Genomic DNA, 20,641 nt, shown 5'->3' with positions numbered 1-20,641 from the left:
CCTCCTTTAAATTCTTTGTTTCTTTTGGTACGTGAACAACAAAGTAACCCCTATGGCTACAAGGGTAAACAAGATGCTTCCAACTGTTTTAATCATTATCCCCACAAAATTCTCAATAGAAAATGATTCAATCACAAAATAAAATAGGTGGTGGATAAATACTAAAATCGCGGCATACTTAAAAAACCAACCAAAACCATAATATGATGGTAGCGGAAGTGTTCCCGGTTCATAATTATCTCGTGGCGCAAAGCGTTCCAAAACAAACGGCCTCACGAAGGCCAAAATTAATGAAGCGGCCATGTGCATTCCCATGGTGTTTGAAAACATATCGACAGTCAATCCCAGTACTGCGGCCAACGTCAACAATAACCAACCCGGTGTTTCGAAGGGGAGTGTTAAAATACAAATCACATATAAATAAGGGTTCAAGTAACCTGAAAACTCCATTTTGTTCAGGATTAAGACCTGAAGCAGTACAAAGAAGAAAAAATTAAATAAATATCTTGGTATTAGGCTTATCATTGCTCGGTCTCCTCCTCCAATTGTTGTTGCTGTTCCTGAAAAATATTCTCCACCACTTCTACATAGCTCAGTTTTGAGAAGTCGGTACTCAGCTTTACTTTTATTTTAAAAAAACTTTCGCCCTCCGGATGCAGTACCTCATCCACCGTTCCTATTAATATCCCCTCGGGAAAAGTAGATGAATACCCACTGGTCACAACCTGATCCCCTAAACTAACATTGGCATGTTCCGGAATTTCATCCAATATGGCATACAAAATAGATTTCGTATCCCAACTTACCGAGCCAAAAAAATCGGAACCTTTAAGTTTGGCGGATATTTTAAGTCTGGGGTTCAGAATTGAAAGTGCGGTACTGTAATTATCGCTGCATTTAATAACTATCCCCACTATTCCTCTACTACACAAAACACCCATATCAGGCTTAATCCCATCTTTTTTACCTTTATTTAGTGTAATATAATTGAAATGCTTACGAACTGTATTATTCACTATTTTGCTCGCCCTGTATTTATATTGGTGCACCGACGAACTATCTTCAAGCATCGAAAAGTAATCTTTTGACTGTTTAAACGAGCTTGGCATCTGACTCCGCAAAAAAGCGTTTTCATTTGATAGTTCCCTGTTAATCTCTTTAAGCGCAAAATACTGCTCCACGCTATTCATCTTTTCGAAAAGGCTCCCGGCAATCCTTGACGATGAGCTTAGATATAAGGCACGTTGATTCTGATTGTACGAAACAATAAGAATAAAAGCTATTAACTCAAATAGTATAAAAAGAAATGTAAAATGATGTTTTAATATAAACCTTAAAAAATTTCTCATTCAATTGTTGTGTTTTCCGATTTTTAAGGCAATTTCTTGCTTTTGTTTATGTACTACGGCTTTAGGCCGGATAAAGTTAGTTTTTTCAGTGAAAAGATTGATTGATTACGATATTAAAATACAATTAATCGCTGTTAAAAAAGAAAACCCGGTTAGGAGATTTCACTCAGAACCGGGTTTTTTGCTTCTATCGAATAACTTATCTCATCAGGAATGAGAATTTATGCCTGTTTTTCAATGCAATCCCAGTGCCTCTTGCCACTGCATGCAGCGGATTCTCGGCGATATGGAAAGGAATATTAATTTTATCGGTCAATCTTTTGTCCAAACCTCTCAACAAAGCACCACCTCCTGCTAAATAAATACCGTTGTTCACAATATCTGAATAAAGTTCGGGAGGGGTTTGTTCCAACGCACTTAAAATAGCTGTTTCTATCTTCGATATGGATTTTTCCAAACAGTGCGAAATTTCCTGGTATGATACAGGCACCTCAATAGGTAACGCTGTCATCTGATTGGGACCTTGAACAATATAGTCAGTTGGAGGCTCTTCCAACTCCGGTAGTGCCGAACCCACATGAATCTTTATTTCCTCCGCCGTTCTTTCACCCACTTTAATATTGTGCTGACGGCGCATATATTCCATGATATCGGCTGTAAGATCATCACCCGCTATACGTATCGACTTATTGGTTACAATTCCACCCAACGAAATAACTGCAATTTCCGTGGTGCCACCACCTATATCCACCACCATATTACCTTGTGGCGCCTCAACATCCAGTCCGATACCCAAAGCCGCTGCCATTGGTTCATAAATCATATAAACCTCGCGTCCACCAGCATGTTCGCCTGAATCTCGAACTGCCCTGATCTCTACTTCTGTACTTCCCGAAGGTATGCATATAACCATGGTTAACGATGGCGTAAATAATCTTGAGGACGTATTAATTAACTTAATCATACCTCTAATCATCTGCTCGGCAGCATTAAAGTCGGCGATAACACCGTCTCTTAACGGTCTGATAGTATAGATATTGTCGTGTGTTTTACCATGCATCTGGCGTGCCTTCTCACCGATAGCTATTAACTTGTCGGTTCTGCGATCAAGTGCCACAATTGAAGGTTCGTCCACTACAATTTTATCATTATGAATGATAATTGTGTTGGCCGTACCAAGATCCATGGCAAGATCCTGAGATAAGAATGAAAAGAATCCCATTGGGTTTGGATGTTTTTAATGTTTAAAATGACGTTTACCTGTAAATAGCATGGCTATTCCAAATTCATTACATGCTTCAATAACTTCCTCATCGCGAATACTTCCCCCTGGCTCGACAATATATTTAACATTGTATTTGTTCGCCGCTTCAATGCTGTCACGGAAAGGGAAGAACGCATCTGAGATAACCACTGAATTCTCTATTTTAACACCTTCTTTCAAATTGAAACGAGGCATTGTTAAATGACGTAAGCTGTCCAGACGGTTAGGCTGTCCCATACCTGCACCTGTTAACCAAAAAGAGCCATCTTCGTTCTCGGTAACAATAGCAATAGCATTACTTTTTAAATGCTTACACGCTGTAATACCAAACTTAGCCAATTCCATTTTATGGGAATCAAACTCGCGTTTAGTTACGTTTTTAAAATCTTTATCTACACCTTCGTCTTCATCCTGAACAAGAATACCTCCACTAACTGAACGGATTAGTTTTTCTCCGGTAATCTCATTTTTTATAGGGGTTTCCAATAAGCGCAGATTCTTTTTCTTAGCAAAAATACCTAATGCTTCCTCGGTAAACTCCGGTGCAATAATAATCTCTACAAATCTTTTTGAGAACCATTCGGCAATAGGGCCGGTTACGGTTCCGGTAAAGCAAATAATGCCACCAAAAGCACTAATAGGATCGCCTGCCCAAGCTAATTCGAGCGATTTTGCGATATCGTTCGTCACTGCCAAACCACAAGGATTTAGGTGCTTAACCACCGCTACCGCTTGCTTATTGTCCATATTGGTTACCGAATGGTATGCATCACTGGCAGCTTTCCAAGCAGCATCAGCATCCAACATATTGTTGTATGACAGCGCTTTTCCTTGTAGCACCTTCGCATTGGCCAGCGAAGCACCCTCTTTAATATTGTTGTATTTGTAAACGGTAGCTTGCTGGTGAGGATTTTCTCCGTAACGTAAAACTTCTCCGTCATTCAAGCTGATACGCTCCATATTGTCCGCATCAGGATTGAAATAATTAAAGATGGCAGAATCGTAATGTGACGAAACAGCAAAGGCAGCTCCGGCAAAGGCTTTTCTTTCATCAATGGTGGTTACGCCGTCATATTCGGTTAGCACTTTGGCCAAGTCGGCATATTGTTCTTTTGAAGGAACGATAACTACATCCTTAAAGTTTTTGGCAGCAGCACGAATTAAGGAAATACCACCTATGTCAATTTTTTCGATGATGTCTTGCTCAGGTGCTCCAGAGGCAACAGTAGCTTCAAACGGATAAAGATCAACGATAACCAGGTCAAGCTCAGGAATGTCAAACTCCATTAATTGTTCCTTATCGGAATCATTTTCCCTGCGCGACAGAATACCTCCAAACACCTTTGGATGAAGTGTTTTAACCCTGCCTCCTAAAATAGAAGGGTATCCGGTTATATCTTCAACCGCAGTTACTTCAACGCCTAAATCTTCGATAAATGTTTTTGTACCCCCGGTACTGTATAATTGAACATCAAGCTTATCCAGTGTTTTAACAATCTCGTCTAATCCATCTTTATGGAAAACCGAAATAAGCGCCGATTTAATTTTTTTTGAGCTACTCATCTTTTAATAATAATTATGCGATATTGAAAAATTCAAGTTGAAGTAAAGCATTCTTTTGAGTAAGAAAATATAGATACGTCATGTTTATATGTTTTGTTACACAAATAAATAGGCAAAAATGCTTCACTTCGGGCAAAATTAAGAAAATAAGCACATTTATCAAGGTTGTAATTAATTTTCTTGATAGATTTATAGTGGATAAGAAAAGCTGATATGATAATCGTATTTAAATTTTTAAGGGAGAGTCTTCTTTTTGCGCTTAATGCACTCAGATCAAACAAACTCCGAACCATACTAACTTTGAGTGGAGTCACCATTGGCATATTCTCCATCATTTCCGTTTTTACTTTAATCGATTATCTCGAAAGTCGCATCCGTGATAGCATTCAATCCTTGGGTGACAATGTTGTTTATGTGCAAAAATGGCCGTGGACTCCACCTGAGGGAGAAACCGAATATCCATGGTGGCGCTACTTAAACCGCCCCTTGCCCACTTTGAACGAGCAAAAAGTGATTGTACGAAATTCTCAATTGGCAGAGGCTTCTACTTTTGCGATTTCGGCACAGAAAAAAATAATTTTTGAGGATAACTTTTTCGACAACGTGCAGATTCTTGGTGTATCCCACGATTTTGACCAGAACTGGAATTTTGAGATCAGCAAGGGACGCTATTTTTCTCCATTTGAATCGAATAACGGAAGCAACATTGCTATTATTGGCGCCGAAATTGCCGACGAACTTTTTAGAGATGTCGATCCGATTGGCAAGCGTATTAAAATGGCAGGGCGAAAACTAACCGTGGTGGGCGTAATACTCCGCCAGGGCAAGGATATCTTCGGCAACAGTTTAGATACCAACATCATCATACCTGTCAATTACGCCAAGAGTATTTTTAATATTCGCAGCGAAAGCGTTCAGCCTTTTATCATTGTTAAAGCAAAAGAAGGGGTTACAGCCGAGGATTTAATGAACGAATTAGAAGGGATTTTGCGGGCCGAAAGAAAAATAAAACCCAAGCAGGGAAATACTTTTGCGCTCAATAGAATAAGTATTGTCCAAAAGCAATTCGACGGACTGTTTGGCATATTGAATATTGCGGGTGGGTTTATCGGCTTTTTTGCGGTTTTGGTTGGCGGTTTTGGAATAGCCAATATCATGTTTGTTTCCGTAAAGGAGCGCACCCGGATTATTGGTATCCAAAAAGCTTTGGGCGCCAAACGAAGATTTATTTTATGGCAGTTTCTTTTCGAAAGTATCTTTCTTAGTCTTCTGGGAGGCACAATTGGTTTGCTGCTTATTTTTATTGTTATTCAAGTAGCCAATTCCACTATGAATTTGGGCATCCAGCTTACTTTCTGGAATATTTTTAGGGGGTTGTTTATCTCTATTTTCCTGGGCGTGGTTTCCGGTTATATTCCGTCCAACGGAGCCAGCAAGTTAGATCCTGTTGTGGCTATTAATAATTAAAACACAAAGTGAGAGCCAGGCAGGGAGACCGCAGTATGACAAAAGGTAATAAGCTGCTTTTTATATATCAATCACCTCCTTTTGCCCCAGGCTGGGTTTAAACCCAGCCTGGGGCAGGTAAGTTCTTATCATCCCTATAAATCAGATCGACAAAATCGCTGTCAACTCCACTAATGCAGGATTTAATTTCTTTTTATTTTTTAAGGCCTGATTGAACGGAATATGGGTGATTTCTTTGTTCACCAACCCAATCATGATACTTTTTTGATCATCCATAAGCGCTTCAATGGCCGAAACCCCCATACGGCTCGCCGTTACTCTATCAAACGCTGTTGGAGAACCTCCACGTTGGATATGCCCAAGAATAGTTACACGCGTATCGTAATCCGGATATTCTTTCTGAACCCTCTCGGCCACCTGAATGGCTCCACCGCTGATTTTCTCGCCTTCGGCTACCAGAACAATACTACTGCTTTTATCCTTGTTAAACCCTTTTTCCAGAAAAGTATATAACTGTTTAAAATCCGTATCTATTTCCGGTACCAGAATAGCTTCCGCTCCCGAAGCGATTCCACTTCGCAAAGCTAAGAAACCCGCATCGCGTCCCATTACCTCAATAAAGAAAAGGCGACTGTGGGCACTGGCTGTGTCCCGTATTTTATCTACCGCTTCAGTAACGGTATTTAGCGCCGTATCGTAACCAATAGTATAATCCGTTCCGTAAAGATCGTTATCAATGGTTCCCGGAACGCCAACAATAGGAATATTGTATTCCTGTCCGAAAATACGGGCACCGGTAAAAGTGCCGTCACCTCCAATTACAACCAAACAATCAACACCTCTCTTTTTTAAGTTTTCGTAGGCTTTTTTTCTACCCTCAGGCGTTCTAAACCCTTCGCTCCGTGCCGATTTTAAAATGGTGCCACCCTGATGAATAATATTACTTACTGATTTGGACGTCATGGGCTCCATTCTGCCCTGAATCATGCCATGATACCCTTGCTTGATACCAACCACCTTAAGCTTGTGATAGATAGCCGCCCTAACCACTGCCCTTACGGCAGCGTTCATTCCCGGAGCATCCCCTCCCGAGGTCAGCACTCCAACTTTAGTCACTTGTCCCATAAATATTTATTTGTCTTTTGTTATCATTTTAATATTTCGGGCCACTTTTTCCAACAGCCAGGGAGGCGTGGAAGTAGCTCCGCTGATGCCAACAGACTGAACAGGTTCAGCGAACCACTTTTTCTTCAATTCATCGACATCACTTACAAAATATGAATGTTTGTTGGTTTCCAGACACTTGGCGTAAAGCATCTTGGCATTACTGCTTTTTTTTCCTCCAACAAACACCATAACATCATGCTTTCGGGCAAAAAGCATCAACTTGGGTAATCTACCGGATACCTGTCGGCAAATGGTATCAAAGGATTTAAACTCAACCTGCGTATTGATGTTTTCTTTCAGATAGGTGGCGATACTTTTAAATTCATCAATACTTTTGGTGGTTTGTGCATATAAATGGGTAGCCTTGTTCAAATCAATCTTGGATATTTCATCCATCGATTCAATAACGATAGCTTCATTTTCTGTTTGCCCCAACAATCCCACTACTTCGGCATGACCTTTCTTCCCATAAATAATAACCTGTCCGTTAATCTTTCTCAGCATATGCCAGGAGGTTTTAATTCGCTTTTGAAGTTTTAAAACCACAGGACAAGTTGCATCGATTACCTGTTGACCGTTTATTTTAGCCTTCTGATAGGTGGTGGGTGGTTCACCATGGGCACGTATAAGAAATTTCTGTTTCCCAAGATTTTCTAACTCCCTGTTAGAAACCGACTTTAATCCTCTCTTCTCCAACCTTTCTATTTCCATATTGTTATGAACAATGTCGCCCAAACAATAGAGGATATCATTGTTTTCAAGCTCTGCTTCCGCGGCTTCAACAGCTTTCACAACCCCAAAGCAGAAACCTGAGGCCGGATCAATTTCGATGTGTAAAGATGACATTTTTATGGAAATTTATCTCACTCTTTAACAAGCAGCTACGCGATTTAAAAAAATTTAACATCTGCAAGATACCTTTTACTATAAACACACTTACTTAATCAACATTCTATTTTTTAGTTCACTAACGATAAATTCGAGTTGCTCTTCTTTGGTCATTTTTCCATTGTCCAACACTAGGGCATCATGGGCCTTTTTAAGTGGGCTTTCATCTCGTGTTTCATCGATATGGTCCCGTTTTTTCACGTTTTCCAGCACCTCCTCAAAAGTGATGGCTTCGTTTTTCTCCTGGTATTCCTTGAATCGGCGCCCGGCTCTAATCTCAGGCGAAGCTGTCATAAACAGCTTCAGGTCGGCATTGGGAAAAACTACGGTACCAATATCCCTGCCATCCATTACTATACTGTCTGTTTCTCCCATCTTTTGTTGCAGTTGAACCATTTTCCTGCGAACAAAACCTAGCGCACTTATCATGCTAACATGATTACTCACTTCCAGACCTCTTATTTCTTTTTCAACTAACTTCCCGTTTAGGTATGTTTCGTTGGTTTTGGTTTGGGCATCGAATTTAAAAGAAATGGAGATTTTATCTAAAGCTTGCTTCAGAAAATCCTGATGAATGACACCGTCTTTTATAATATTGTTTTCCAGTGCATAGAGCGTCACACATCGGTACATGGCGCCAGAATCGATAAAAATAATATTTAACAGTTTCGCTAAATCTTTGGCTACAGTACTCTTTCCACACGAGGAATAACCATCAATGGCAATCACCAATTTTGAGATCGTATCAGTCATCATAATTTATTTGAGCCGGTAAAAATACTACTTTTGTTTACTGATTGCACAAATTTGGCAAATTAAAGATGTTTAAAAAACAAAATAGGCTACATCCTAAACCAATCCATAGGAAAGCTTAAAAAATCCACGCTCACAATAGCTATGTGGTTAAATTATAGTTCGTAATCCATTCTAGAAGGCTTGACAGCCTATTTAAAATTAGATAAGTTGGTGGATATTGAAAAATGATTGGATGCACCTCCCAAATGGTAACGTGCCGAACCATAGGAGAATAAAAATTTGTAAACCCTGAATCCGAATCCCCAGGACAATCCGGCGGTTGACATACGTTCCTCATAACCTAACTCTTGCCTTCGGCGATAATTATAGCCAAAGTCTACATGAAAGGTTTTAGACGGCATAAACTCTACTCCAAAAACCATGTGCCGAAGCGCTTTGTCACCAAAACCCGAATCATCTGATTCGTTGGAGAATCCCGAATTACTGGCATTTTCAGCATCATAGGGTGTGTAGGTTAAATCCCAGTCCAACAGATTTTGTATGGTCAAGGAGAAACGAAACGGTGCATGTGCCAATTTCTTGGTAAATCCAATTTGTAAATCGGATGGCATGTCTTCTTGAATATTATCGTAAGATGAGATTTGGGACCCAACATTTTTCAGTACAATACCCATCGAAAAGTTCTTTTCGGCTTTTCGATAATGTACCCCAAAGTCGGCTGCAATACCGAACGAGCTGTAAACATCCAGCTTTGAATAGATAGGCTTTGCCGTTAAACCCATGGATAGAGTGGGTGATAATTGACGGGCATAGGTGAAGTTAAAAGAATACTCCGCAGCAGTAGCAATCCCCATGTCCTCACCAATTTCATTGGTTCTCTGAAAATCGCCGTAATTGATGTTGTGAATACCGAAACTAAATGTACCTACATTTTCAAAATGCTTTGCAAAGCCCACATAACCATAATTTATATTGGTCATGTAAGGAACATAGTTCAACACCATGGCCTCGTCCATCTCCTTTTGCAACAAGGCAGGATTATGGTAGGCCATATTTATGTCGTTATCTGTGATGGAAACATTGGAGCCTCCTAAAGCAGCCACCCTGGCCGAATTGGTCAGATTCAAGAAATCATAAGTGCTTTCTCCGCCACGCTGTGCCCCGATTGTTTGTGTTATTGCTACCAACAAAATTACATATAAATACTTTTGCATATTATTCACTTATTCCTTGACTAACTCTTAAAACGACAAATATAAAGTTTTAGTGTTTATTCTAATACTCCTTCTTCAACGTTTCCAACACCTCGTAAACAGCCGGACACACAAAAGAGTTTCGAAAGGTGAGGTTTAATATCTGATAAAAACGTTTTCGGTCGGTGTGGGGGTATTCTCTGCAGGCCCGCGGACGAACTTCATAGATCATGCAATAATTATCGGGCATTAAAAATGGGCACGGCGTTTCTTTAAAAACATAGTCCTGGTCTTCATCTATCTCAAAGTATTGATCGATCAAATCTGGCCGTTTCATTTTAAGATGCCTGGCTATACGGTCAATGTCACGGTCGATTATTATGGGACTGATGCTTTTGCAACAATTGGCACACCCCAAGCAATCAATATTCTCAAAAGCTTTAACATGGGCATTGTAAACAGAATCGTCTAAGGTTTTAGGCTTCTTTTTACGTAAACGAGCAACAAAGGCTTTATTTTCTTTGGCTTTATTGTTGGCCAGTTCTTTATATCTGTCTAAATCAAGCTTCATTCTTCCTCCTTTTCATCTGCGACACAAAAAGTCCGGTTACCACAATCGCTATACCCATCCCCTTCTGCGTATCGATAACATCACCTCTTAACCACCAGGCAAAGAGGGCTGTAAACACCGGGATAAGATTAATAAACATATTCGACTTGGCTACACCGAGGTTCTTTATGGCCTTTGTAAAAAATATAAAAGCCAGTGAGGATGCAAAAATGGCTAGTTGAATAATGGCCAACCAGGAATCCGTAGTATGCTTGGCACTCATCAAACCTTTATGTTCCCAAAAAAAATAAAAAGGTAGAAACATAAATATTCCAATAAAATTTTGATAAGCGATAATGTTGACCGGAGAATATTTTTGAGCCAGCTTTTTCAATGTCAAGGAATAGCCGATTGTTGATAAAACCGCTACAAACATCAACATGATTCCCAGTAACGAGGCATTGAGTTCAAACCCGTTCTCAAATATCATGGTCCCTACGCCAAAAAAAGAAACAGCCATTCCCAACACTGCCAAAACCGTTATTCTTTCCTTTAGAAACAGAAAGGCAAAAAAAGTAGCAAACAATGGAATCGTAGATATGATAACTGCCGCCAGTGTACTTGATACCAACTGCATGCCAAAGCTCTCGCCCATAAAATACATGAAAGGCTCAAAAAAAGAAAGCCATAAAATGAGTTTGTAATCTTTCTTGTTTAAAGCAGTCATTCTTCTTGTAAGAATTAAAAACAAAAACAATAACCCAGAGCTGATGATTAACCGCATCAGAACGGTAGAAATGGGCGCAAATGATTCATAAGCTACTTTTACCCACACAAAGGAAAATGCCCAAAAAATCATGGACATGATGATGTATATGATGGAAGATATATTTGTTTTTGACATAACCTTTAACAACGAGCCGCAAAAGTAGGTATTTTGTACGGATAAATCAGAGTCTCTCGTAATACCGCGCGGGATATTCTTTTAACATTTGTTTTTTTGTTATGCAGCCTCCCCCCAGCATAAAATACCCTAATAGGAACAGTACGCACGGTCTTCTGCAGAGCCTTCTGTAATGCCGCGGAACAAGCTCCCGATTCTTTCCGAGAACACAGAGGTGTGAGGTGGAAATAATGTTTTAAAAGGGAAATCCATGTCCGTGCCGCACATGCACCTAAAAACCGGCGCAGACTTTTTGATTCCGATTGAAACGAAAGCATTTACATATTTCCAACACTCATAAACACAACCAACATATAAAATTTCTATACATTTGCATGAATTATCTTTTGTATGGAGACCACATTTTACGCAGATATTATATTACCCGTTCCATTGCCCCGATTATTCACCTACGAGATTTCTCAAAGGTGGATAAATGATGTGGAAATTGGTATGCGCGTGGTAGTTCCTTTTGGTAAAAAAAAATATTATTCGGGCATAATATATAGCCTGCACGATCAAAAACCAGAAGCATACGAGACCAAGGAAATCGTTTCTGTTTTGGATAGCACGCCCATCGTGAACGAAACACAGTTGCATTTTTGGAAATGGATTTCCGAATACTATATGTGCACTTTGGGCGAGGTATATAAAGCTGCCGTACCTTCCGGCTTAAAGCTGGAGAGCGAAACCAAAGTTCATTATAATACCAATTGGGTTCCCGAGGAAAAACTCACCCCCAAAGAAACCATGGTGTTAGACTTTCTATCGGAGAAAAAAACGGCAACCGTTCAGGATTTGAACAATATTACCGAGCTGAAAAACTCCCTGCCCATTATTAAGTCTTTGCTCGATAAAGAAGCTTTATTTGTAAGCGAACGCCTTAAAGACGGGTACAAACCTAAAACCAAGAAGCTGGTGCAACTGGCACCCGAGTACTGTCACGATCAGAAATTACAAAATGTCTTCACGGAATTAAGCCGGGCCAAAAAACAATTGGAAGTTCTGATGGTATTCTTTACCATGATTGGAGGAGCCAATAAAAACAATTACAGCAAGGCTATAGAAAAAAACCTGTTGAAAGAAAAAAGCGGGGCCTCACTATCGGTATTAAATGAGTTGATAAAAAAAGGGGTGCTGCTGGAAGTGGAAACGGCCATCTCAAGATTGCAAACCGATACACTTTTAACAGATGGTTTACATGAACTTAATCCTGCACAACAAAATGCGAAACAGCAAATAGAGCAACAATTTAAAGAGAAAGACGCGGTGCTGTTGCATGGTGTAACTTCCAGTGGAAAAACTGAAATATATATCCACCTTATCAAGGAACAAATTGATAAAGGCAAGCAAGTGCTGTATCTGCTGCCTGAAATCGCCTTGACCACCCAGATCACTGGTCGCCTGAAAAAAGTATTTGGTAACGCAATAGGCATATACCATTCTAAATATAGCGATGCGGAACGCGTGGAGGTATGGAACGATATATTGCACCAAGAGAATTACAAAGTGGTGATCGGGGTACGTTCGTCCATTTTTCTCCCGTTTGACAACCTTGGCTTGATCATAGTGGATGAGGAGCATGAAAACACATACAAGCAATTCGACCCTTCTCCTCGCTATCACGCGCGCGATGCAGCTATGGTTCTGGCACATATGCATAAAGCCAAGGTACTTATGGGAACTGCCACTCCTTCTATCGAAACCTACAGAAACACGCAGCTGGCCAAGTACGGTCTGGTTGAACTATTTGAAAGGTTTGAAGGAATTCAGATGCCTCAAATAATTACCGTCAATGTGCGGGAGGAAAAGCGCAAGAAAAGGATGCACGCTCATTTTTCGGCCACCCTGATAGAGCATGTCACCAAAGCCATTAATAACGGGGAACAGGCCATTCTATTTCAAAACCGAAGAGGCTTCTCTCCTTATCTGGAATGCACACAGTGCTCCTGGGTCCCTAAATGCGACTTTTGCGATGTAAGCTTGACCTATCACAAGCACATCAATCAGCTGGTGTGCCATTATTGCGGTCATTCAAGTTATTTGCCTAAAACATGCAAAGCCTGCAATTCCCCGGCCTTACAGACCAAAGGCTTTGGCACCGAGAAAATTGAGGAAGATATAAAAATTATCTTCCCGGAAATCAAAGTGGCACGAATGGATTTGGACACGTCACGCACCCGCAAATCACACGAAACCATTATTGGTAATTTCGAACGGGGCGAAGTAGACATCCTAATTGGTACCCAAATGATTTCCAAAGGATTGGACTTTGACAACGTTAGCGTGGTGGGCATACTAAATGCCGACAGCATGCTGAACTACCCCGACTTTAGGGCCTTCGAACGCAGCTTCCAGATGATGGCACAGGTAGGCGGGCGCGCAGGCCGTAAATACAAACAAGGAACTGTTATTTTACAGACCTCTAATCCGGATAATCCTGTCATATTAAATGTGATCAATAACAATTTTAAAAATCACTTCCAGTCGGAATTAGCCGAGCGGGAACTATTTAAATACCCACCTTTTTATCGTTTAATCCACCTTACGGTAAAACATAAAAATCAAAATACAGTCAATCAAGCCTCGGACTATCTCGGACAATACCTTCGCGGTCTTTTCAAGGAGCGCGTGGTGGGTCCTCAGGCACCCACTGTCAGCAAAATTCAAAACTGGCATATCCGCAAAATCATGCTAAAAATAGAAGGAGGAGTATCTCTTATCAAAGTGAAAGAAATGTTGCGGGATGCCATTAACACAGTGGTTTCTCACCCGGGATTTAAAGCCGTGGTGATACAGGCGGATGTTGATCCTATGTAGATAAAAGCAGAGAGACAACGGCACCGAGGTTTAAACCTGGAAGACCTTCGGCTTTCATGTCCAATATTATCCCTACCAGGATCTATGCCCTTGCTCAACCTACTGCAACAATTCTCGCTCTTTAAGGTTATTAACCTACATCACCAAACAAATATCACGTTGAAGGATTATCTAATTGTCGGACAAGGATTGGCAGGAATGCTAATCGCAAATCAGCTAATGCAACGAAACAAATCTTTTTTAGCCGTAGCAGATAAAAACCAGATCTCAGCCACTTCGGTTGCAGCAGGCATGTACAACCCCTTAGTTTTCCGGAGAATCACCAAGAGTTGGATGGTGGATGACCTGCTTCCAGAGATGTATTCCACATTCTCGGAGCTGGAAGAAAGACTTCACACCAAACTGATTTACCCTACCCCAATTGTAAAACTGGTAACGGAGGATGAGTATAGGCGATGGACAAGCAAGTTGGAAGATCCCGAAATAGAGAAGTATATCCAAAAGCTTGAGAAGGGAACAAGTATCCATGGCATCCATCAGTTTTACGGTTCAGCTACCATTTCCGATTCTGGTTTTATTGATTTACAGGCTTTGCAAGAAAATTTCCATCAAGAATTGTTACATTATAATCATTTGGTGTATGATCATTTTTATTACGACGACATCAACATTCAAGAAGACTGCATTATCTGGAAAGGCTCTCAATTTAAAAACATTATTTTCTGTGAAGGGGCATTTGCTATCGACAACCCTTTGTTTCCCGAAGTAACCTATAAGCTTACCAAAGGCGATGTAATTAACCTGTCCATTGACGAAATTCAACTGGAAAATATCATCAATAAAATGGTGTTTTTAATGGAAAAATCTAAAGGGGAATTCCTTTCTGGTTCCACCTATAATTGGAGTGGTTTAAATTTTACAGCATTTGAGGAAGATCGCAACTATTTAAGCGAAAAGTTGTCCTCCATACTAAATAAGCCATTTAAAATTCTCCGGCATAAAACTGCCATTAGACCTACAGTTAGCGATCGAAGACCTGTGTTAGGCACCCATCGGAAATACAATAACGTACATTATTTTAATGGACTTGGAACAAAAGGCGTTATGTTAGCACCGTATTTCTCAAACCAAATGATTGAATATCTTGAAGAAAAAAAGGTGCTGCACCCGGAAGTAACGATGAATAGATTTAGATAATCAAAGGCACTTGGCCTTTTTTTATATATTTGTGCAAAATCAAAAGCATGCCACAAGACTATTTTTCAAATTTATTTCAGTCTTTTAACGATAAAAACATCTTAATATTGGGCGATGTAATGATCGACTCCTATTTATGGGGAGATGTGAACCGCATTTCGCCGGAAGCACCCGTGCCTATTTTATCAGGAATTGGAAGAGAAAACAGATTGGGTGGAGCTGCCAATGTTGCATTAAACATTCAGGCATTAGGCGCCAATCCAATTTTATGCTCCGTAATTGGAGACGATATTCGCAGTCATGATTTTTTCAAACTGCTCAAGGCGCAAAAGATGAGCAAGGAAGGTATTGTCACCTGCCATCACAGAAAGACTACGGTAAAAACCAGGGTAATCAGCCAGCATCAGCATCTACTAAGGGTTGACGAAGAGATATGCACGCCCATCAATCATGATTCCGAAGAAAAACTGATGGCAAAACTAATACATGTGTTAGAAACCCATCGGATTGATGCCATTATTTTTGAAGATTATGACAAAGGAGTGATCACTTCATCCGTGATTGAAAAAGTAGTTAAACTGGCCAATGAAAAAGGCATTCCCACGTTGGTTGATCCCAAAAAAAGAAATTTCAACGACTACAAAGGGGTTACCTTTTTTAAACCCAACTTTAAGGAATTTAACGAAGGCTGTAAGCTGGAACTTAACAAAAGCGAAAGTAAAGAATTGGTTGAAGCAGGCAAAAAATTTCAGCACGAACAAGATATTGATATTCTAATGATTACACTTTCTGAGCGTGGGGTTTTCATTAATCATAAAGAAGGTGATTCAGCCATTGTACCTGCTGAAGTCAGAAGCATTTCAGATGTTTCGGGAGCCGGCGACACGGTCATTAGTGTTAGTTCACTGTGTCTTATACAGGGAATGGAACCCGGTCTGATTGCAAGAATAGCCAATATGGCCGGAGGATTGGTATGCGAAGAGTCAGGGGTAGTCCCCATTAACAAGGACTTACTTCTGCAAGAATGTGTTCGAAAAATCAAATTATAAACCTTTATCTTACAACCGTTTATAACTTTAAAGCTGAAGCAAAACTTTTAAACGTTTTTCGTATATGATTTTTTAATTAAAAGTTTAACTTTGACAGACTTTTATAGCAACAGAATATGGTGTGGTTAAGCCGCTCATTTCAAACGCTAGAAAACTGAATTACAGTAAAATACAACGACACTAGCTAGTAATTATAGAATTAAATTATCATTTTAATTTCCGTAATATGGGAAAAATTATTGCTCTTGCAAATCAAAAAGGAGGTGTTGGCAAAACAACTACAGCAATTAATCTGGCAGCAAGCCTCGCTGTTTTGGAATATAAAATATTGGTTGTTGATGCCGACCCGCAGGCAAACGCTACTTCTGGTTATGGTTTTGACTTGAGAGAAATTGAAGCAAGTATTTACGAATGTATCGTAGACGGTATCGATCCGAAGAACGCTTTGCTTAAAACGGATATAGAAGGATTGGATATTTTACCATCGCACATCGATTTGGTAGGTGCCGAAATTGAAATGCTTAATCGACCAAACCGGGAAAATGTTTTAAAAGATGTGTTGTACCAGATTAGAGATCAGTATGATTTTATTTTTATTGACTGTTCTCCTTCACTGGGTTTAATTACGGTAAACTCGTTAACGGCAGCCGACTCAGTTATAATACCGGTTCAGTGCGAATACTTTGCGCTTGAAGGCCTTGGGAAGTTACTGAATACCATTAAGATTATCCAAAGCCGACTAAACACCACTTTAGAGATTGAAGGATTTTTGTTAACCATGTACGATTCGCGTTTGAGATTATCGAACCAGGTGGTGGAAGAGGTTCAGCGTCATTTCCAGGACATGGTGTTCGAGACGTTGATTACCCGTAACATTAAGCTGAGCGAGGCGCCTAGTTATGGTAAGGCAGTGGTAGAGTACGATGCTTCGAGTAAGGGAGCGATCAATTACCTAAACCTTGCCCGGGAGTTGTTACAAAAAAATAACATGACCAAAATCGACAACAAGGATAAAGTTATCAAGTAGTCGAAATACTAAACATATAGGGAAGCCGTTCTCTACTTGCGACATGCAACAAGAACGGTTTCGTCATTACAAATAACAAAAGAAATCAAAAGTCATACGGAAAGCACCGGATGGCAATTATAGTAGTAGGATGGCAAAAAAGAATGCTTTAGGAAGAGGGCTGGGAGCTCTAATAGATAATGCCGATGAGGTAACCAGAGGAAAACCTTTGGAGGGAATGGACGAGATTGAAATGAGTAAAATTGTTGCCAATCCATGGCAGCCTCGTTCTCGCTTTGATGAGGAAAAATTAGAGGAGCTGGCAAACTCAATAAGAGAAATTGGTGTTATTCAACCGCTTACCGTTCGTAAGAGTGGTAATAAATATCAATTGATTGCAGGTGAGCGCCGATTCAGAGCTTCTAAAATTGTTGGACTTGAAAAAGTACCCGCCTATATTCGTACTGCCGACGACGAAACCATGCTTGAAATGGCTCTGGTTGAAAACATTCAGCGCGAAGACCTTGATCCCATTGAAATTGCCATCAGTTATCAACGGTTAATGGACGAATGCAATCTTACACAAGAAAGCATGTCGGAGCGAATTGGTAAAAAACGTGCTACGGTTACCAACTATCTTCGCTTGTTAAAACTTCCGGGTGAGATTCAATTAGGCTTGCGCGATAAAAAACTGGGAATGGGACATGCCCGTGCTATCATTGGTATTGAGGATGCGCAAACCCAAATTAAAATTTACGAAAAGATCATAGCCAATGACTATTCCGTGCGCAAAGTGGAAGAGGTTGTCAGAGAGATCAATGCCCCTAAACCTGAAAAAGATCCCGCTAAAGAAAAAGAGGCACTGCCGCAAGAATACAAACAATTAAGTAATCAAATTTCTTCTGTGTTTAATACTAAAGTACAATTTAACCGCAACGAAAATGGAAACGGTAAGATTGTGATCCCTTTTAAATCGGACGAAGATTTGGAAAGGATCATTGCTATATTAGACAAAGCGAACACAAAGGAATAGTTTTTGCTGTTGCAGCACCTGTTGTCAAAAAATGTTTATTTGAATTTTTTATCGGTGAAGAAAGATAGGATTATTTTCCTCGTTGCCATATTTATGGTAATGATGCTTGGCTATTCCCACGAAGCAAATGCCCAAAACAATAAATTCAACGTTGTTTCGGCAGATACCATCGATACCAAACCGGTTGTAGTAGAGCCCCATTCGCCGCATAAAGCAACATTCTATTCCGCTATATTGCCAGGATTGGGACAGGCGTATAACAGAAAGTATTGGAAAATCCCTATTTTATATGCAGGAATTGGTGGTGTAATTTATGGTTTGGATTTTAACACCACAAACTATAAAAAATACAGAAGGGCGTATCGCGATTACCTGATTCAAGACCCGGGTAACACAAGTTATTTGAATGAAAACGTACGCCCGCGCGGAACAACATTGGAAGAATTTGAAACATTACTCGAAACAAACAGTTCTTATGCCGACTGGTTTGAATCGGCATTAGAAAATAAAAGAGATTATTATAAAAGATACAGAGATTTAAGTTATGTAGGCCTGGCCTTGGTTTACGTATTAAATTTAGTAGATGCCAGTGTAGACGCTCACTTTAAAACGTTTGATGTGAGTAACGATCTAAGCATGCATATTGAACCAACGGCCACACCTATGTATGGCGGTTTTAATAGCATAGGCATGCAAATAAGGTTTACCTTTTAAAATTTAATTTATCAACACAACAATAAAAAATAGGAAAATGTTAAGGTTTTTGATGATTGGTGCAGTAGCAATTACAGCATTTAACTATACGCAAGCGCAGGAAATTGAAATCACGGACTCACTAACTGTGGTTGCTGACACATTACAACAAGATTCAGTAAAGTTAGACAACAACGTGGAAGCAGGCTTTTTTACCGAAAATCTGGACACCGTTAAAATTACTGCTGAAACCAAAGTAAATAACACACCTTTAAGTTACCCTAAAGACTTACCCGATTCTGTCTACATCAAGCGTCTACAGCAAATTGAGTCTCCACTCGAGTTTCCTTATAACTCAAAAGTAAAGGCATATATTCAACTGTACACGCAAAAAAAACGAGAGCAGGTTGAAATTATGCTGGGTCTTTCCGATTATTATTTCCCTTTGTTCGAAGAAGCTCTTGACGCAGCCAATCTTCCATTGGAATTAAAATACTTACCGATTATTGAATCGGCTTTGAACCCAAGAGCTTTCTCCAGAGCGGGCGCTTCGGGCCTTTGGCAGTTTATGTACGGAACAGGTAAAATGTACGGACTAAAAGTAGATTCGTATGTGGATGATCGAAGGGATCCGGTTAAAGCGACACAAGCTGCGGTAAAATTCCTACAGGATCTATATAAAATATATGGCGATTGGTATTTGGTAATTGCAGCTTACAACTGTGGGCCTGGCAATGTAAACAAGGCCATTTATCGCTCGGGTGGTAAACGCGATTTTTGGCAGATATATTACCGCCTGCCACGCGAAACCAGAGGATATGTTCCTGCATTTATTGCGGCAGCCTACACCATGACTTACCATAACGAACACATGATTAAGCCCAAGCCTGCGGATATTGTTCAAGCTACAGATACCATAATGGTTTCAGATTTATTGCATTTTAAGCAAGTATCAGCGGTTACGGGTTTATCTGTAGAAACATTACGTGCATTAAACCCGCAATATCGAAGGGATGTGGTTCCGGCCCAAAAGAAAGCCTATAGTTTAAAACTGCCATTCGATGCAACGGAGAAATTTATTGCCATGGAAGATTCTATCTTCGGATACCAACGCGAAAAGTATTTCGCATCAAACCGTCTGGTAGTAAGCCCTTCGAACCACTACAATGCACCTGCCGCCCCCAAAAACAAAGCCAAAGTTTATTACACGGTTAAATCCGGCGATGCCGTAGGACTCATCGCGGATTGGTTTGATGTTTATACCTCTGACTTGCGTTACTGGAACAACATCCATAGAAACTTAATTAAAGTTGGGCAAAAATTAGTCATATATGTACCCAAAAACAAAGTAGATTATTACGAAAAGTTTAACACCATGAGCTATGCGGCAAAGCAAGCTACAAATGGAAAAACTGTTGCCTCATCGCATAAACCTTCGTCCACTAAAAAGGTATCTCAATCCATAGATGCCAACTACGAGTATTATACCGTTCGAAGAGGAGATAACCTATGGTCAATTGCCAAAAGATATCCAGGTATTTCAAACAACGATATTATGCGCCTAAACGGCTTAACCGCGTCATCAAAAATTAACCCCGGACAAAAATTAAAAATAAGACCTAAAAGTTAATTTTAGATTATACAAAATGCCCAAACGCTCATTTGTCCTTCAAATGGGCGTTTTTTTGTTGACACTGTTCAAA

The 20,641-nt window shown here is 40.0% G+C and carries 18 protein-coding genes; 8 read left to right on the top strand and 10 right to left on the bottom strand.

Translation table 11 applies throughout. The annotated features are described in order from the left end of the window. Positions 1-6: 6 nt before the first annotated feature. The 4 genes from mreD to purH form a co-directional block, all read right to left on the bottom strand. A complete protein-coding gene (mreD, locus tag ACT29I_RS12660; RefSeq protein WP_430932047.1) occupies positions 7-525 on the bottom strand; it encodes a rod shape-determining protein MreD in 519 nt (172 codons plus the stop codon). Further along, the gene (gene mreC, locus ACT29I_RS12655; RefSeq protein WP_430932046.1) at positions 522-1,349 is read right to left on the bottom strand and encodes a rod shape-determining protein MreC; all 828 of its coding nucleotides are present in this window, start codon (positions 1,347-1,349) and stop codon (positions 522-524) included. Before mreC ends, mreD begins: the two co-directional genes overlap by 4 nt. Positions 1,350-1,548: 199 nt before the next feature. Further along, positions 1,549-2,571, bottom strand: coding sequence for a rod shape-determining protein (locus ACT29I_RS12650; RefSeq protein WP_430932045.1), 1,023 nt, complete (start codon positions 2,569-2,571; stop codon positions 1,549-1,551). Between the two features lie 15 nt (positions 2,572-2,586). After that, on the bottom strand, positions 2,587-4,176 hold the full coding sequence (gene purH / locus ACT29I_RS12645) for a bifunctional phosphoribosylaminoimidazolecarboxamide formyltransferase/IMP cyclohydrolase (protein WP_430932044.1): 1,590 nt from the start codon (positions 4,174-4,176) through the stop codon (positions 2,587-2,589). A 213-nt stretch (positions 4,177-4,389) separates the two neighbouring features. Here purH and ACT29I_RS12640 point away from each other — a divergent pair, with 213 nt between their 5' ends. Then, the gene (locus tag ACT29I_RS12640) at positions 4,390-5,643 is read left to right on the top strand and encodes an ABC transporter permease (RefSeq protein WP_430932043.1); all 1,254 of its coding nucleotides are present in this window, start codon (positions 4,390-4,392) and stop codon (positions 5,641-5,643) included. A 141-nt stretch (positions 5,644-5,784) separates the two neighbouring features. On the opposite strand, the gene pfkA is transcribed toward ACT29I_RS12640, so the two are convergent. The 6 genes from pfkA to ACT29I_RS12610 all read right to left on the bottom strand — a co-directional run bounded on the left by pfkA (position 5,785) and on the right by ACT29I_RS12610 (position 11,101). After that, entirely contained in the window at positions 5,785-6,768 is a 984-nt protein-coding gene (gene pfkA, locus ACT29I_RS12635; protein WP_430932042.1) for a 6-phosphofructokinase, read from the bottom strand. A 6-nt stretch (positions 6,769-6,774) separates the two neighbouring features. Next, complete coding sequence (locus ACT29I_RS12630) at positions 6,775-7,656, bottom strand: 4-hydroxy-3-methylbut-2-enyl diphosphate reductase (RefSeq protein ID WP_444793599.1); 882 nt, start codon at positions 7,654-7,656, stop codon at positions 6,775-6,777. Positions 7,657-7,746: 90 nt separating this feature from the next. Further along, complete coding sequence (gene cmk, locus ACT29I_RS12625; RefSeq protein ID WP_430932040.1) at positions 7,747-8,454, bottom strand: (d)CMP kinase; 708 nt, start codon at positions 8,452-8,454, stop codon at positions 7,747-7,749. A gap of 188 nt (positions 8,455-8,642) precedes the next feature. Next, positions 8,643-9,668, bottom strand: coding sequence for a type IX secretion system protein PorQ (porQ, locus tag ACT29I_RS12620; RefSeq protein WP_444793598.1), 1,026 nt, complete (start codon positions 9,666-9,668; stop codon positions 8,643-8,645). Between the two features lie 61 nt (positions 9,669-9,729). Then, positions 9,730-10,218: a YkgJ family cysteine cluster protein gene (locus tag ACT29I_RS12615; protein WP_444793597.1), complete on the bottom strand. Its 489-nt coding sequence runs from the start codon at positions 10,216-10,218 to the stop codon at positions 9,730-9,732. Beyond that, positions 10,208-11,101 (bottom strand): DMT family transporter, encoded by an 894-nt coding sequence (locus ACT29I_RS12610; protein ID WP_444793596.1) that lies wholly within the window; start codon positions 11,099-11,101, stop codon positions 10,208-10,210. The genes ACT29I_RS12615 and ACT29I_RS12610 overlap by 11 nt, the downstream gene beginning before the upstream one ends. A 390-nt stretch (positions 11,102-11,491) precedes the next feature. On the opposite strand from ACT29I_RS12610, the gene priA reads away from it, so the two are divergent. From priA to ACT29I_RS12575, 7 genes are all read left to right on the top strand, one after another. Then, positions 11,492-13,960, top strand: coding sequence for a replication restart helicase PriA (gene priA, locus ACT29I_RS12605; RefSeq protein ID WP_444793595.1), 2,469 nt, complete (start codon positions 11,492-11,494; stop codon positions 13,958-13,960). Between the two features lie 159 nt (positions 13,961-14,119). Then, complete coding sequence (locus ACT29I_RS12600) at positions 14,120-15,157, top strand: NAD(P)/FAD-dependent oxidoreductase (RefSeq protein ID WP_444793594.1); 1,038 nt, start codon at positions 14,120-14,122, stop codon at positions 15,155-15,157. Positions 15,158-15,204: 47 nt separating this feature from the next. After that, positions 15,205-16,206 (top strand): bifunctional heptose 7-phosphate kinase/heptose 1-phosphate adenyltransferase, encoded by a 1,002-nt coding sequence (locus ACT29I_RS12595; RefSeq protein ID WP_444793593.1) that lies wholly within the window; start codon positions 15,205-15,207, stop codon positions 16,204-16,206. Positions 16,207-16,432: 226 nt separating this feature from the next. Beyond that, positions 16,433-17,233, top strand: coding sequence for a ParA family protein (locus ACT29I_RS12590; RefSeq protein WP_430932033.1), 801 nt, complete (start codon positions 16,433-16,435; stop codon positions 17,231-17,233). Positions 17,234-17,363: 130 nt separating this feature from the next. After that, positions 17,364-18,245: a ParB/RepB/Spo0J family partition protein gene (locus ACT29I_RS12585; RefSeq protein WP_430932032.1), complete on the top strand. Its 882-nt coding sequence runs from the start codon at positions 17,364-17,366 to the stop codon at positions 18,243-18,245. Positions 18,246-18,284: 39 nt separating this feature from the next. After that, a complete protein-coding gene (locus ACT29I_RS12580) occupies positions 18,285-18,959 on the top strand; it encodes a DUF5683 domain-containing protein (protein ID WP_430932031.1) in 675 nt (224 codons plus the stop codon). A gap of 37 nt (positions 18,960-18,996) precedes the next feature. Further along, positions 18,997-20,568 carry a lytic transglycosylase domain-containing protein gene (locus ACT29I_RS12575; protein ID WP_430932030.1) on the top strand — a complete coding sequence of 524 codons (1,572 nt, stop codon included), beginning with the start codon at positions 18,997-18,999 and terminating at the stop codon, positions 20,566-20,568. Positions 20,569-20,641: the final 73 nt, after the last annotated feature.

The organism is Saccharicrinis sp. GN24d3, assembly GCF_052400645.1.
In the GTDB taxonomy this organism is placed as follows: domain Bacteria; phylum Bacteroidota; class Bacteroidia; order Bacteroidales; family Marinilabiliaceae; genus Saccharicrinis.
This window is presented reverse-complemented; position numbering and strand designations above follow the sequence as displayed.

What these genes read in the sequence shown, in the direction of transcription:
- mreD (WP_430932047.1), bottom strand. Translation starts at nt 525, where the DNA reads ATGATAAGCCTAATACCAAGATATTTATTTAATTTTTTCTTCTTTGTA.
- mreC (WP_430932046.1), bottom strand. Translation starts at nt 1,349, where the DNA reads ATGAGAAATTTTTTAAGGTTTATATTAAAACATCATTTTACATTTCTT.
- ACT29I_RS12650 (WP_430932045.1), bottom strand. Translation starts at nt 2,571, where the DNA reads ATGGGATTCTTTTCATTCTTATCTCAGGATCTTGCCATGGATCTTGGT.
- purH (WP_430932044.1), bottom strand. Translation starts at nt 4,176, where the DNA reads ATGAGTAGCTCAAAAAAAATTAAATCGGCGCTTATTTCGGTTTTCCAT.
- ACT29I_RS12640 (WP_430932043.1), top strand. Translation starts at nt 4,390, where the DNA reads ATGATAATCGTATTTAAATTTTTAAGGGAGAGTCTTCTTTTTGCGCTT.
- pfkA (WP_430932042.1), bottom strand. Translation starts at nt 6,768, where the DNA reads ATGGGACAAGTGACTAAAGTTGGAGTGCTGACCTCGGGAGGGGATGCT.
- ACT29I_RS12630 (WP_444793599.1), bottom strand. Translation starts at nt 7,656, where the DNA reads ATGTCATCTTTACACATCGAAATTGATCCGGCCTCAGGTTTCTGCTTT.
- cmk (WP_430932040.1), bottom strand. Translation starts at nt 8,454, where the DNA reads ATGATGACTGATACGATCTCAAAATTGGTGATTGCCATTGATGGTTAT.
- porQ (WP_444793598.1), bottom strand. Translation starts at nt 9,668, where the DNA reads ATGCAAAAGTATTTATATGTAATTTTGTTGGTAGCAATAACACAAACA.
- ACT29I_RS12615 (WP_444793597.1), bottom strand. Translation starts at nt 10,218, where the DNA reads ATGAAGCTTGATTTAGACAGATATAAAGAACTGGCCAACAATAAAGCC.
- ACT29I_RS12610 (WP_444793596.1), bottom strand. Translation starts at nt 11,101, where the DNA reads ATGTCAAAAACAAATATATCTTCCATCATATACATCATCATGTCCATG.
- priA (WP_444793595.1), top strand. Translation starts at nt 11,492, where the DNA reads ATGGAGACCACATTTTACGCAGATATTATATTACCCGTTCCATTGCCC.
- ACT29I_RS12595 (WP_444793593.1), top strand. Translation starts at nt 15,205, where the DNA reads ATGCCACAAGACTATTTTTCAAATTTATTTCAGTCTTTTAACGATAAA.
- ACT29I_RS12590 (WP_430932033.1), top strand. Translation starts at nt 16,433, where the DNA reads ATGGGAAAAATTATTGCTCTTGCAAATCAAAAAGGAGGTGTTGGCAAA.
- ACT29I_RS12585 (WP_430932032.1), top strand. Translation starts at nt 17,364, where the DNA reads ATGGCAAAAAAGAATGCTTTAGGAAGAGGGCTGGGAGCTCTAATAGAT.
- ACT29I_RS12575 (WP_430932030.1), top strand. Translation starts at nt 18,997, where the DNA reads ATGTTAAGGTTTTTGATGATTGGTGCAGTAGCAATTACAGCATTTAAC.